The organism is Gordonia sp. UBA7599, assembly GCA_002477755.1.
Classification (GTDB): domain Bacteria; phylum Actinomycetota; class Actinomycetes; order Mycobacteriales; family Mycobacteriaceae; genus Gordonia.
Map to the genome: position 1 here is coordinate 1 of DLKD01000005.1, position 13,598 is coordinate 13,598.

The window sequence follows — 13,598 nt, forward strand, 5'->3', positions numbered from 1 at the left end:
CATCGCGAAGTGGAGCGAATCGCGCTCTCGCCGGACCGGATTGAATTGAACAGTGGCGGGGAGGGATACAACCTGTTCGGCACGATCGACGGGGTCGAGGTGCGTGTTCTCATTCGGCAGCGTCGTACGCGGAGCGGCAAGCACACCGGCGAGTGGACGATCGGCACTGCCCATCCGGTTTGGGGAGAAGGCGTGATCGTGAACTATCGCGGTGAACGCGTGCCCGTCCCCACCTCGGACGCCGCGATCGAGATGCGGAAGCGTATCGCTCGGGACCGGTGGAGACAGCAGAATGCCGAAGGCGTAGAGTAGGGAAGCTATGAAGTCGACCGTCCAGAAGCTCGCTTGGGAACTCTCCGCAGTTCTCCGGGACCACTTCGGCGAAGACGCGATGTTCGCAGGCAATCTCGGCACGTACATGATGGACCTAACCGAGGGTGAGCACGAGTACTCACTTGGCGAGGCCCTATCGATCGCTGTAGAGGAGAGCATCGCAGTGCCGCATTCCCTGCTCGTGAACGTGCGGGCCGCTACGGCGGAATTCCACAGCGACGACGATCGTAGAATCGTGACTGACAGACTGGACAAGCTGATGCCACAGGCGGCGTAGCCCGTTCCTGCCGACAACCCCGTAACCACTGGTTGCGGGGTTTTTCTATACCCAGATTCTTCCTCCACCCTGGCGGTGGCGGATACACCCCGACACCCCTCGATAGGCCCAGGAGGCCCAGACAATGACTGCACCAACCCCCACCGCACCCGCTGCTGATGCTGTGCAGGACACCCCGCCGCCGGTGGAGGACCTGCAGACCCAGCAGCAGCCTGATCCTGATCCGACCCCGGAGGCTGGGCAGGACGATGAGACCGGCGGCGAGTTGCCCGACTGGGCGCGCCGCAAGCTCGACAAAGTGCAGCGGGAGGCTCAGAACCTGCGCAGCAGGCTCAAGGAGCAGGAACCGCTCGTCGCCGCGGCCCAGGAGGCCGAGCGTAAGAACGTGAGCGACCTGGACCGGCAGAAGGCCGAGAACGCCGACCTGCAGACCCAGCTCGCCCAGCGCGATACCGAACTGATCGCCGCGCGCTACAACCTGACCGCCGAGGACCTGGAGTTCATCGGTGAGGGGACCTTCGAGGAGAAGGAAGCGCGGGCGAAGAAGTTCGCTGCCCGTGTGCAGTCAGCCTCGGCACCACCATCGCCTGTCGAGGATCCCGCCAAGCCGCCGACTCAGCGGCCGGTGGAATCACTGAAGCCCGGAGCTTCACCCACACCGCCGCCGGCGGTGGACAACTCCTATCCCGCGCACTGGACCACTCCGGCCCGGGCGCAGTAAATCCGAAAGGGAACATCATGGCAAACGAAGCCAAGCCGCTGTTCCGGCCGGGAGCTGACGTGACCGTCAAGACCACCGGGGCCGTGACCGGCAAGACGTTCGTCGCGGTGTCGGCCACCCCCGACGCCGACGGACTCATCAAGGCCGCCACCGCCGGTGCCGGCGTCAAGGCGTTCGGCGTCGCAGCCCGCAACATCGCCTCCGGTGATGTCGGCGCGATCCTGCGCGGCGGAATCGTCAACGTGACCGCCGGCGGCGCCATCAGCGTCGGCGCCGAGGTCGAGGTGGGTGCGGACGGCAAGGCCGTCACGCTGGCCTCGGGCAAGCCCGTGGGCACCGCGGTGTCGACCGGCGCGAACAACAACGACGTGCTGATCGCACTGGACCTCTGAGGAGACGATCATGGCAACCTACTACTCGCAGGAGTACCCGCTGGGCGCTGCGTCGGTGTCGGGCAACAACCTGACCGTCGACCTGATGCTCAAGGAACCGACCCGCATCAACGCGTACCTGTCCGACATCGCCCTCAAGGGCTACTTCGCCGAGCGGATCTTCGCCAACGGCGGCGGTGTGTCGGGCGGTTCGCTGGTCTACACGCAGCTCACCAGCAACGACCTGCTCCCCAACCGTGGGGGACAGAAGGTCGCGCCGGGTGCTGAGTTCCCCGAGGTCACCTTCGACCGGCCCGAGCCCAAGACCGCGCAGGTCGAGAAGTTCGGTGGCAAGTTCCGCGTCACCGATGAGGCCAAGGACCGCAACGATCTGTCGCAGATCCAGTCCGAGGGCATCAAGCTGGGCAACGACGTGCAGCGATGGCTGCACGCCCGCGCACTGGCCGAGCTCGAGGCCAGCATCACCGCCGTCGGCGGCGACGTGCAGCTGTCGGTGTCGTCGGCCTCGTGGGCTGACGCGACGACCGCGACGATCTCGACCGAGACCAAGGCGATCATGCCTGCCGCCACCTTGGCCAAGGTGCGCCAGCGTGGCCAGACGCAGGAACTCGGCGCGGACTACAACCTGCTGGTGCTCAACCCGCAGGAATTCGCGAACCTGTCGATCATCTACGGCGATGCCGAGGCGTGGTTGCGCGCGCAGGGCTTCTCGGTGGCGGTGTCCAACGCCGTCGCCGCGGGCACTGGGTACGCGGTGCAGGAGGGCACCGTCGGGCAGGTCCGTTACGAGCAGCCGCTCAAGACGGTCACCTACCGCGACGACTCGACCGAGTCGACGATCGTACAGACGTCGATCCGGCCGGTGTTCGCGGTGACCAACCCCTACAACGTGCTCAAGCTGACAGGTCTCGCCGACTGATGTACGTGGTCATCAAGGACATCGTCGCCAACCGCTGGTTGATCGTGAAGGTTGACTCGGGCACGTACAGCGCCAAGGCTGAGACGAACTCTCAGTCTGATGCGAACGCGCTCGTCGCGGAGTTGAACGCGTGAGCGGTGCGAAGCGGACTGTCCGGCTGGGTTCGATGTCCTACATCGACCCGGCCGGACGGGTCCGTTGGGCCGACCGTGGAGCTGAGGTCGTCGTTCACGGCGATCATGTCGCCCGGTTCGACAGCCTCAACGTGCTCGCCGCGGCGGAGACCTCGCCCGCGGGGCCGGTCGAGGCGTCGGTGGCCGACAGCGGTGACGGGGTCCAGGTGCCCAAGCGTCGTCCGCGACGGAGCAGCACGGAGGACTGATGGCCGCGTACGCGACTGCGCAGGATCTACGCTCGAGGTGGCCGGCGTTGGCCGACAGTGCCACCGCCGAGGTCCTCCTCGAGGATGCTGCACTGTGGTTGCGCACCTGGTTCCCCGACCTCGACGCCCGCATCGCCTCTGGTGCCGTCGATGCGGGGCTGGCGGAGATGATCTCGTGCGCGATGGTCAAACGGGCGATGCTGGCCTCCGAGCACGAGGGCCAGGCCAACCAGCAGTCCACCGCTGTGATGGGCCCGTTCACCGCCACCAGCCAGGTCGCCTACCGCAACCCCGAGGGCAACCTGTACCTGACCACCCAGGAATCCGACGCGTTCGACGGGCGTCCCTCGGGTGCGGTGTCGATGGAATGCGCGGGCATGTGAGCACCCCGTTCACACTCCCGCACGGGGTGCTCGTCACGGTTCTGCGGTCGGCCACCGACCGCCACGGCGATCCCGTGGGCGACGAGGCCGACCACACCATCAACGGGTGCGGTGTCGACTGGAACGCCACCACCTCTAACCGGGAGTTCCAGGACGTGCAGATCACCGACGTCGACCTATATGTGCCGCGCGCCGCCGATGTGGTGGCCTCGGACAAGGTCGAGATCGGCGCTCGCACGTTTCACGTCCTGGGCAAGCCGATGTGGGACCAGGTGCATCCGATGACCGGCACCGACTACGGCTACAAGCTGGTACGACTGCGGGAGGTGTCTGGTGCGTGATGTGAAAGTCGGCGCCGCCGACGGCTACAGCGGGCTCACCGACTGGTTGACCGGCCCGCAGTGCCGACAGTTGGTGTTCGCCAAAGCGTCACAGGCACAGCTGGTGTATCAGGCGCTGGTGGCCAAACGCACCGGGCAGCTGGCGCGGTCGGCGAAGGTGTCGGTGGTGCGCGGAGGCAAGGGCGACCGGTGGGTCGGTCGGGTCACCGCGCAGGCACCGTACGCGGCATCGCACGAGTTCGGACATGACGGGGCGCGCGAGTTCGGCCGCGACGGGCGCAGTGTACGCCGCGACGGGTTCAACGAGCTCCGCCAAACCCTCAACCACCTGGGAGGCTGACCCATGCAGTTTCCCGTCGACTATTCACCGGCGTGGTGGCCCGCCGAGGACGTCGTCGCCGACATGGTGCAAACCCAACTCGACCGCTGCGACCCTGGTGGTGTGGCGTGCACGTGGCTGCCGACGAACACCGAGGCGATCATCGCCGACGGTGGGGCAGTGGTACGCGTGCACGCAATGCCCGGCATCGTCGAGGATCGCGTCCTGCGCTATGTGCCGGTGCAGCTGGAAGTCCTCGCCGCCACCCGCAAGACTTCGACGCAGGTGTTCGACTTCGTGTCGGACATGTTGTGCACCGAATACGTCGCCGGCGGCATCGTGCCGCGCGCCGACGGCTCCATCACCCCGATCCGCGGGTTCGCCGTCTCGGAGACCCCGCAACAACTCGTGTTCGACGACCCGGACGACCGGCTCGTGTCGGGCACGTTCGTGTTGGCCACCGGCAAACGCCGGTAGCCCCGATTCCCCCGATTCCTAGTCACCCGCCGCCAGCCCGGTTGCGGGTGTTTCGTCATGCCCCGCGGGGCGAAACCCTTGAAGAAGGAGACCCCCAATGTCTTCGATCACCGCCTATCAGGACGCCGTGGACGCCGGTGTCGTCGTCGTCCAGGACCTCGCCGTGTTCGCCACCCCGTGGGAGCCCGGCGTCACCTTCCCCGACCCGGCGTTCGACGCCGCCGGCATCATCGACGACGTCGTCGAGGATCTCGGGCTGCTGTCGTTGGGTCGCATCGACCAGAAGGGCGCGGCCAGCCTGTCCCCGGATGCGAAGTACAACGAGATCATGGGTTACGGCGCGCTCGCACCGCGCCGGCGCATCCTGCAGTCGGAGGGCATGGCGATCGCCATCCAGCCCCAGGAGGCCCGCAAGATCACCCACCGCATCCAGTCCAACCTCGATGCCGGCGCGTTCGTCGGCACCTCGACCGGCGGGTTCCGTGCGAAGAAGACCGCCGGCATCCCGCCGAAGTACTGGTCGATCCTGCTGCTCGGTTTGGACTTCAACGACCAGACCGGCAACGAGGTGCTCCCGTGGTGGTTCTTCCCCAAGACCGGGTCGGACAAGGGAGGCAAGATCAGCCTGTCCCAGGATGCGCCGATGATGCCCGAACAGTCGCTGCAGATGTTCCAGGACGGTGACAACCTCTACGAGTTCGGCATCGACGGAGCCGGTTGGGCCGAGCTCGCACCGCAGCTGGGTTGGGCCTCGCCCACCGAGTTCACCGTCACCATCACCGGCAGCCCGACCGGTGGCACGTTCACCCTGTCGATCGGTGGGCAGACCTCGGCGGGGATCGCGCACAACGTGACCGCGACGAACCTGCGCAGCGCCCTGGAAGCGCTGTCGAGTGTCGGCGTCGGCCACGTCACCGTCACCGGCAGCGTCGGTGGCCCCTACACGGTGGTGTTCGACGAGACCGTGTCGGGCACCCTGACCGGTTCGGGTGCGAACCTGACCGGCGGCACCAGCCCCGACGTCGTCATCGCCTGAGTGTCACCGGGGCCGCGTTCTATCGGGGGGCGCGGCCCCGGTGCCTTCACCCACCCCCGTACCCCGAACCCCGAACCCCCGTGAGGACTTGTGATGACCACTGCCAAGAAACCGGCGCCGCGCAAGACGGCGGCGAAGAAGGCCGCCCCCCGTAAAGCAGCCCCGCGCCCCGCTGCCGCCGAGACCGACGAGCAGCAGCAGTTGCGCGACGACGCCCAACGCGCACGCGACAACCTCGCCGACTTCGAGGCCTACCGCGCCCGGGCCCGGGCCCGGCTCGGAGAGACCACCGAACGACAGATCGTGCCGTTCGTACTCGGCCCGAAGCAAGGGTTCTCGCCGCCGATCGTCATCACCATGCCCGAGGCCACCAAACACCAGCTCGAACTCGACGAACTCGTCGAGGACGGCAAGGCCATCAAGGCGCTGCGCCTGATGTTCAACGGCCGCCCACAGGACTTCGACCGCATCCTCGACGCGTTCGACGAGCAGGTGAAGGTGTTGCGTGCCGACGGCGAGGACATCACCACCCCCGAGCTCGTCATCGCGCTGTGGCTGCGGGTGCTCGACCACTTCACCGCACAGGTCGGACCGGGGGCCACTGATGTGCCGGGGGGCTCGAACGGCTCGTAGACCTCGTCGGAGGCTACGGGCCGGGGATCCGCGCCGACCTCGCGCAGGTCTACCACTACGACCTGGGCGACTGGCTGCGCGGCGAGCGGGACTGGCGCGACCTGTTCGAACTGCTCGACGAACTACCACTGGGGTCGCGGTATGTCGCGTGCCTGCAAGAGGACATGGAGTTGGCCGCCCGCCAAGGCCGCCGACCCAAACACCCGCCGCCCGATTCGCCCGGGTGGAGCGGCTTCGACAAGCACTCCTATGACTTCGCGCGCATCACCGCGCTGCTCGAGCAGCTGCTAGTCGCCGCGTGCAAGGGCGACCCGGCCGCGGCGGGCATCACCCCGTGGGTGCCGGTGCCGGCGGTGGACAAGCTCAAACGCGAGCAGGTCCGCGACCGGCTGCAACAAATCATGGACCGCGTCGACGCGGTGTGGGAAGGCAAGGAGGTGCACTGAGTGGCCAACTCCGCCGGTTCCGCCTCCATCGACATCAAGCCGTCCCTGGCGGGGTTCGTCAAAGACCTCAAGAGCGACCTGGAGCGTATCGACGCCGACTTCCAGGTCGACGTGTCGGCCGACCTCACCCGCTTCCGCGAGCAGATCGCACGCCTCGACGGTGCCGACGTCACAGTCAACGTCGACCTCGCCGGCGTCGAGGCTGTGGCCGCGCGACTGGCCGAACTGGCACGCGACCGCACCACCACGATCAACGTCGACCTCGACGACAAGGGTGGGCTCGAGCGCGCCAAGGCCGGTGCCGACAATGCTGAGCGGTCCCTGTCGGGGATGGGTGCGGTCAAGTTCGTCGGACTGACCTCGGCGATCACCGCACTGGTCCCCGCGCTGCTCGGTGTCGTCGGTGCTGCCGGTGGTGCCGCCGCGGCGCTCGGCGCGATCGGCGGTGTCGGGTTGATCGGCTCGACCGGACTGGTCGACACGTTCAAGGCCATCAAGGAGCAGTCCAACAGCGCCGGTGATGCGGCCGACGAGTTGGCCGACAAGCAGCACAACGTGGCCAAGGCCGCCAACGACGTCGCCGACGCCCAACAGGACTTGGCCGACGCACAGCGCGACGCACGCAAGGCCCAGCAGGATCTGGCCGAATCGTATGAGGACGCCCGTCGCGCGCTGCGCGACATGAACGACGAGCTCACCGATTCGGCCCTGGCACAAGAAGACGCCGAGATCTCGCTGGCGCGCGCCCAGGAACGCCGCAACGAGGTGTACCGCGACGGCGGGTCGTCGACGCTGGACCGTCGTGAGGCCGACCTCGGTGTGGACAAGGCCCGCCAACGCCTCAAGGAGGCGCGCTCGGATCATGCGGACAAGGCCACCGACACCGGTGAGGCCAACCGCAAGGGCATCGAGGGCTCCGACGAAGTCCAGAACGCCAAACAGGCCAAGGCTGCCGCCGACCAGAAGGTGGCCGACGCGCAGTCGAAACTGGCCGATGCCGCCTACAACCTGGCCAAGGCGCAGAAGGAACTCGCCAAGGGCACCGGTGCCGCCGACAAGGTCGCCCAGGCAATGGCGAAACTCGCGCCCAACGCCCAGGACTTCGTGCGACAGATGCAGTCGCTGGGCCCGGCATGGAAAGACCTGCGTCTGGCGGTGCAGGACAAGCTGTTCGAAGGCCTGGGCGCCTCGGTCAAGACGTTCGCCGACCAGAACCTGCCCGGCCTCAAGACCGGGCTGACCGACATCGCCGGCTACATGAACGGCACCCTCAAGCAAACGCTGGGGGACCTGTCGGCGGAGTTCGCGACACTACAGGCCAACGGCAAGTTCGACGGGCTCAAGGCCGCGGCACAGTCCGCCCTGTCGGGTGTGTCGCCGATGATCACCGGCCTGACTGACGCGTTCGTGACGATGGGCTCCACTGTCGGCCCGACGTTGGGGCCGCTGTTCACCTCGCTGGGCAACGTGTTCAAGCAGATCGGGCCATCGCTGGGCACCGTCGGCGCAGCCTTGAGCAAGGCGTTGACGACGTTGATGCCGCATCTGGGCGGGTTCATCGAGGCGCTGGCCAACGGGTTGGCTCCAGTGCTGCCCGTGTTGGGCAAGTTGATCGGCTCTCTCGGCGACGCCCTGCAGCCGCTGATCCCGCCGCTGTCGCAAGTACTGCAGGTCTTGGGTAATGCGCTGGCCGAAGCGTTGCCGATCGTGGCGCCGTTCTTCGCCGAGCTCGTCTCGCTGGTCGGGGACTTGTTCACCGCGGTCGCACCGAACCTGCCAATCTTGCTGACGCTGTTGTCGTCGATCTTGACGCCGATGGTGGGGGTGCTGCGCAGCGTGCTGCAGGCACTCGCGCCGGTGATCAAGCAGATGGGCGAGAAACTCAAGCCGGTCCTCGACGCGCTGACGCCGGTGCTCGCGCAGGTTGGCAAGCAAATCGGCGATGCGTTCGTCAAGGCGCTCAACCAGCTGCTGCCGTTCCTGCCGCAACTGGTGCAGTGCATCGTGGACTTGGCGTTGGCGATGATCCCACTGCTGCCGCAGTTCGCCGACCTGGCTGCCTCGCTGCTGCCGATGCTCGCCGACATCCTCGTCCAGACGATGCCCTACCTGATCAAGATCATCGAGGAGTTCACCAAGTTCGCGGTCGCCGTGATGCCCAAGGTGATCGCGATCGTCAAGAAGGTCGTCGAGATCCTTCAGACGGTGATGAACAAGATCAGCGACCTGGCGTCCTGGGCGGGTCGGAAGTTCGGCGAGATCGTCGACTTCGTCAAGGGGCTCAAGGACAAGATCGCCCCCTATGCCAAGGGCATGTGGGACAGCATCGAGTCCGCCTTCAAGACGGTGATGAACGCGATCGCCAAGTTGTGGAACTCCACGATGGGCAAGCTGTCGTTCACCGTGCCACCGTGGGTGATCGGGCCACTGCGGGGCAAGTCGTTCGCCATGCCGAAGATCCCCGAGTTCGACACCGGCGGCTACACCGGCCGGGGTGGGAAGTATCAGCCCGCCGGGTTGGTGCACGCGAATGAGCATGTGATCCGTTCCGAGTCGCGCGACCGGATGGAGAAGGACCACCCGGGCGCCCTGGACTACATCAACGCGACTGGTCTGCTGCCCGGCTACGCCGACGGCGGCAACGTTGAGGACAGCGAATCGGCGGATCGGTTGATGCGTGCGATGAACTGGGCCAAGTCGATGGCCGGCACGCCTTATCAAATGGGCGGGTTCTCCCCACAGGGCATTGACTGCTCCGGGCTGGTGGCCAGCGTGGTCAACGTCTACACCACCCAGGACGGGGATGCCTGGGCCGCCGGACGCATGTCCACGGTCAACGAGGGCGACTGGCTGCGCGGCCGCGGCTTCGCCACCGGCAAGGGCGGCGACGATGCCATCACCATCGGCTGGTACGACCAGGGCGGCGGGGAGAACGGGCACACCGCCGGCGAATTCCCCGACGGCACCCAGTTCGAGAGCCACGGCCCCCCCGGCGCCCCCGCGGAGTACGGCACCGGCCAAGGCATCGACCAGTCCATCTTCACCGACTTCGCCCACCTCAAGGTCAGCGCCCAGGCAGCCGACGACGGCAACAAGGGCGACAAGGTCACCAACCCCGACGGGTCGCACAACCCCAACAACATGGACCAGAACGACGGCCGCGGCGCACCACAGAAGTACGGACCCGAGGACGGCGGTTCCAAGTCTGACGACCGGTATCCGACGTCGATCTCTGGGTGGGCCGGGTTTGCCGCCAAGGGCATCGTCGAAGGGCAGACCAAGGATGCGCTCGGCGTCCTCGGCATCCCCGACAGTCCGAACTTCCTCTCTGCGTTCTCCGAGTTGAACAAGCAGGTCCGCATCTACGACCAGAAGTCCAACAAGACGCTGTTTGGTGGTTACGACGGCAAGGACGAGAAGCGCAAGAAGCAGAAGCTATTCGACTCCGGTGGCTGGCTCGAGCCCGGAGTGACGATGGCGCGCAACCTCACCGGCAAACGCGAAGCCGTGTTGACCAACGAGCAGTGGGCCACCGCTGAGCGTGCCCTGGCCGCCCTGCCGCCGATGCGCAGCGTCCCGACGCGCCCCGACCTCGTCGGCGCCGCAGCTGGTGGCCGTGATGGCGATCAGGTGACCTGGAACATCTCCACGGCCCGCGTCGAGGACGCGTTCACCCAGGCGCGCCAGCGTGAAGAGCGCCGCGCCGCGGGGGCGATCAGCAGATGGTGATGAGGGGGTAGGCCGCGCGTGTATGTGGCGACGATCGAACTTGAATCCGACGATGACTATGCGTTGGTGTCGGCGCCGGATGGCCGGTTCGGCGACGAGGGCATCGAGCTCGACGTGTCGCCGACCGGTGTGTATTCGACGGCGTTCACGCTGCGCACCATCTCTGGTGCGTTCGAGATCGGTGGGCGTGCGGTCGGCCACGAGATCCCCATCCGCGATATGACACTGCCGTTCAACCTGTACGCGATCCCGGGGCAGACCATCGAGGAGACGATCTCGCGGTTCCGGCGCATGTGGCGTATGGGTGCCACCGTCAAGTGGTCGTTCTCCACGGAGATCTCTGGAACGCGCTGGCTGAACTTGCGCCTGGCCAAGGAGATCGGGTTCAGCCCCGAACGGGACTGGAACATCGACGGGTTCGCCCGTGCCGTGGTCACCGCCGTGGCGCTGCAGCCGATGTACGAGTCGGAGGAGGAGAACTCCTCGTGGTCCAACCCGTCGTCGGGCAGTCACACCGGCGCGGTGCTTCTGTCGAACCCGACTGATCAGAAGTGCTTCTTGGAATGGTCGCTGGATCCGGCGACCAGCTGGGGCATCCCCGACTTTTCGTTCGGGCAGGAGAAGCACTGGAAGCGCCTGCCCGGTGCTGATGCGGCGCGGATGATCAACACCCCGGCGTTGACGCAGCGGCTGTCGGTGATGGCCGACCCGATGATGGACACCTATATCAGCGAAGACCTGTCCAACGCATCCGGGTTGTTCAACGGTGTCGAGCCGATCTACTGGATCCCGCCCTACACCGACGAGCTGTATGTCCCGGTCACGTGCAACGGGCCCGCTGATGCGACGTGCACGGTGACGATGCGTCGCTTCTGGTCGGCGGAGGCCGGGCTGTGACCGCGGTTGCCGAGCGCGTCGAAGAGCTCGCCGACTTCCGTGCGTGGGCGCGCGAACTGCGCGACGACCGCATCGCGCAGCGGTCCCTGCCGCCGATGGTGCGGCTGTGGGACGGCAACTACTCCTACCGTGGGCGCTGCTGCTCGGAGCTCGACGCCGCATTCCCGTGGGAGCTCAACGACACCGGCATCGGCGACCTCACTCTGCCCATCGACTTCGACGACGAGCGCGCCACATTCCTGGCGCACTGGATCCTCGACGAAGAGGCTCGCGGAACCCGTGATGTGAACATCACCGTCGACAAGGACGGCGGCCGCTGGTCGGGGCTCATGGAGTCGGCGACACTTAACCGCGACCCCAAGGGCGACACCGTCACGGTGACGTTCAAGCACGACTACGAACACCTCAAGAACGTCCACTGCGCCCCGAATCCGTTCCTGCCGATGGCGGTAGTGCAGTTCCCCAAGGTGTTCATGCTCGCCGGTCCGGCGATCCACACGCTCAAGACCGCACTGTTCCTGAACCTGTTGCGACTGCAGGTCACCGGGTTCTCCCTGCCGGCCGATCCGCTCAACCCGGCGGCTTGGACGGGCATGACGTTCACGAACTGGCCCATCGTCGTCAAACCCGGCTCCATCCTCGAGGACTCCTCGCCGTGGACGATCGTCACCAGCCGCATGAAGTCCTGGCACGACATGGCCGCACCGGTCCTCGACGACGCCGAACTGTATGTGGAGTGCCGTCGCTGGCTCACCGGCGACCCACCACCGTGGGACGGTGCACCCACGCTGCGCAACGGCACCCTGGTCGTCGACATCATCGACAAGTCCGGCTTCCGCGAGGGCACCTCACTGGCCGGCAGCCTCATCACCGGTTTGGCGCGCACCGTCGCCGACACGATCGGCGATGACGTCGAGGATTCCTACGACCTGATCACCGGCGAACCGACCCCGCCCGAGGGGTACCGCATCCCCAACCAGCTGCGCACCCTGGCCGCGCACCCGCACGTCGTCTATCGCGACGGCGAGGTCACCGGCATCCAACAGTCGTCGTTCACCCGCAAAGCCGCTGGTCCATGCCGAATATCGACCGGCGGCAAATCAGCCCCATTTGTCAACGAGATGATCAAGGCCGCTGTCAACTACGGTGGCGACGTGCTCGGGGATAATATTTTGATCCCCGGCCTCGGGTTCTCCATCGGGTCCCTGGGAATGGCGATCGACGCCTTCATCCACGGCATGTACGAAGACGTGCTGTTGAGCTACAACAGCACCTACCTCGCGCAGCGCGCCGCCGAATCGGGCTGGGCGCGCCTGCAAGAGACCATCGTCCCCGGCATCAACCAGGCTTATGTCCTCTCGGCGGTCATGGCGCTGCGCGCACGCCGCCGCGAAACCGACCCCGAGACAGCGTTCGACCTGTCCATCGTCGACGCCGGACCCTTCCTGATCGGCGACCAGGGCCAGGGGCACTGGTTCCACGGCGACCGTATCGGCGGCACCAACAAATACCTGGGCACCCGCGTGTTCGTGCGCCGCTGTCGCCACCTCGAGATCGCATGGGGGCGCGACACCCCGCTCTCATGGAAGGCGCAGATGGGAGACCTGCGGTCGAAGAAGGATCCACTGTCGCGCGGCCTGGGGATGCTCGCGGAGACGATGAGTTGGCTACAAGAAGGAGTAGGAATCCTGTGACCGAACCAATTGTCGGGGCCGAGCTCGGGCCGTTGGCCGACGAACCCGAAGAGGTGCGCGTCGGCGTGGAGAAGGTCCGCGACGCGTTGCTGATGACGTTCTACTCCGGCACCGGATCGCCCTATCTGCCCGCCGACCCGGCCGCGGTCGAGTTGTGGGCGCGCCAACTGTATGGGTTCGGGATGCGCCAGCACGACGACGTCGCCAAAGAGATGCCGATCGTGCCCGCATGGCTGCGCGCCAGCGCCGCGCAGCAGTTCGTGGAGGTCACCCCGCAGATCGACCCCGCAGACGGGACGATCCCGGCAGGTGTGGCCACCGTCGGTGTCGCACCACCCTTGCCCGACATGGCCAAACCCAAGCGCCCCGCCAGGAAGACCGCGGCGAAGAAGGCTCCGGCCGGGAAGCGTGCACGTCGGTGACCGCACCGGGCATGGGGTCAGGCTCTGAGCTGCCCCGCGACGTGAACATTGCCTCGCAGTTGGGCGACATCCTGCAGAACCTCAACGCGATGAAACTGCAGTCCGCATCGTCGGGTCGACTGCCCGAGGTCGTCACCGACACCCCCGGCGGCCTGCTGCCCGGTGCGGCCATGCAGATGATCACCGACCTGTTCGGC

General features: G+C 66.6%; 19 protein-coding genes. All 19 read left to right on the forward strand.

The window, feature by feature from the left end; genetic code table 11:
- Positions 1 to 312 (forward strand): hypothetical protein (locus tag B4L26_RS00350; RefSeq protein ID WP_290714436.1); only part of this gene is annotated, 312 nt, incomplete at its 5' end.
- A gap of 7 nt (positions 313 to 319) precedes the next feature.
- Positions 320 to 610 (forward strand): hypothetical protein, encoded by a 291-nt coding sequence (locus B4L26_RS00355; protein WP_290714437.1) that lies wholly within the window; start codon positions 320 to 322, stop codon positions 608 to 610.
- A gap of 124 nt (positions 611 to 734) precedes the next feature.
- Positions 735 to 1,331, forward strand: a complete 597-nt coding sequence (locus B4L26_RS00360) for a hypothetical protein (RefSeq protein ID WP_290714438.1) — start codon at positions 735 to 737, stop codon at positions 1,329 to 1,331.
- A 17-nt stretch (positions 1,332 to 1,348) separates the two neighbouring features.
- Complete coding sequence (locus B4L26_RS00365; protein WP_290714440.1) at positions 1,349 to 1,723, forward strand: capsid cement protein; 375 nt, start codon at positions 1,349 to 1,351, stop codon at positions 1,721 to 1,723.
- Positions 1,724 to 1,733: 10 nt separating this feature from the next.
- On the forward strand, positions 1,734 to 2,642 hold the full coding sequence (locus tag B4L26_RS00370; RefSeq protein ID WP_290714441.1) for a major capsid protein: 909 nt from the start codon (positions 1,734 to 1,736) through the stop codon (positions 2,640 to 2,642).
- Positions 2,643 to 2,647: 5 nt separating this feature from the next.
- Positions 2,648 to 2,776 (forward strand): hypothetical protein, encoded by a 129-nt coding sequence (locus B4L26_RS00375; protein ID WP_290714443.1) that lies wholly within the window; start codon positions 2,648 to 2,650, stop codon positions 2,774 to 2,776.
- A complete protein-coding gene (locus B4L26_RS00380; protein WP_290714446.1) occupies positions 2,773 to 3,024 on the forward strand; it encodes a hypothetical protein in 252 nt (83 codons plus the stop codon). The genes B4L26_RS00375 and B4L26_RS00380 overlap by 4 nt, the downstream gene beginning before the upstream one ends.
- A gap of 47 nt (positions 3,025 to 3,071) precedes the next feature.
- Positions 3,072 to 3,407: a hypothetical protein gene (locus tag B4L26_RS00385; RefSeq protein ID WP_290714448.1), complete on the forward strand. Its 336-nt coding sequence runs from the start codon at positions 3,072 to 3,074 to the stop codon at positions 3,405 to 3,407.
- Positions 3,404 to 3,748 carry a hypothetical protein gene (locus B4L26_RS00390; RefSeq protein ID WP_290714450.1) on the forward strand — a complete coding sequence of 115 codons (345 nt, stop codon included), beginning with the start codon at positions 3,404 to 3,406 and terminating at the stop codon, positions 3,746 to 3,748. Before B4L26_RS00385 ends, B4L26_RS00390 begins: the two co-directional genes overlap by 4 nt.
- On the forward strand, positions 3,741 to 4,088 hold the full coding sequence (locus B4L26_RS00395) for a hypothetical protein (RefSeq protein ID WP_290714453.1): 348 nt from the start codon (positions 3,741 to 3,743) through the stop codon (positions 4,086 to 4,088). Before B4L26_RS00390 ends, B4L26_RS00395 begins: the two co-directional genes overlap by 8 nt.
- A gap of 3 nt (positions 4,089 to 4,091) precedes the next feature.
- Positions 4,092 to 4,544: a hypothetical protein gene (locus tag B4L26_RS00400; RefSeq protein ID WP_290714456.1), complete on the forward strand. Its 453-nt coding sequence runs from the start codon at positions 4,092 to 4,094 to the stop codon at positions 4,542 to 4,544.
- Between the two features lie 97 nt (positions 4,545 to 4,641).
- Entirely contained in the window at positions 4,642 to 5,580 is a 939-nt protein-coding gene (locus tag B4L26_RS00405; RefSeq protein ID WP_290714459.1) for a hypothetical protein, read from the forward strand.
- 93 nt (positions 5,581 to 5,673) lie between these two features.
- Positions 5,674 to 6,213 carry a hypothetical protein gene (locus tag B4L26_RS00410; RefSeq protein WP_290714462.1) on the forward strand — a complete coding sequence of 180 codons (540 nt, stop codon included), beginning with the start codon at positions 5,674 to 5,676 and terminating at the stop codon, positions 6,211 to 6,213.
- Positions 6,214 to 6,383: 170 nt separating this feature from the next.
- Positions 6,384 to 6,659: a hypothetical protein gene (locus tag B4L26_RS00415; protein WP_290714465.1), complete on the forward strand. Its 276-nt coding sequence runs from the start codon at positions 6,384 to 6,386 to the stop codon at positions 6,657 to 6,659.
- Positions 6,660 to 10,388, forward strand: coding sequence for a hypothetical protein (locus tag B4L26_RS00420; protein ID WP_290714467.1), 3,729 nt, complete (start codon positions 6,660 to 6,662; stop codon positions 10,386 to 10,388).
- Positions 10,389 to 10,406: 18 nt separating this feature from the next.
- Complete coding sequence (locus B4L26_RS00425; RefSeq protein ID WP_290714470.1) at positions 10,407 to 11,285, forward strand: hypothetical protein; 879 nt, start codon at positions 10,407 to 10,409, stop codon at positions 11,283 to 11,285.
- On the forward strand, positions 11,282 to 12,979 hold the full coding sequence (locus tag B4L26_RS00430; protein WP_290714472.1) for a hypothetical protein: 1,698 nt from the start codon (positions 11,282 to 11,284) through the stop codon (positions 12,977 to 12,979). The genes B4L26_RS00425 and B4L26_RS00430 overlap by 4 nt, the downstream gene beginning before the upstream one ends.
- The gene (locus B4L26_RS00435; protein WP_290714474.1) at positions 12,976 to 13,401 is read left to right on the forward strand and encodes a hypothetical protein; all 426 of its coding nucleotides are present in this window, start codon (positions 12,976 to 12,978) and stop codon (positions 13,399 to 13,401) included. Before B4L26_RS00430 ends, B4L26_RS00435 begins: the two co-directional genes overlap by 4 nt.
- Positions 13,402 to 13,412: 11 nt before the next feature.
- On the forward strand, positions 13,413 to 13,598 hold a 186-nt coding region (locus B4L26_RS00440), incomplete at its 3' end, for a hypothetical protein (protein WP_290714477.1).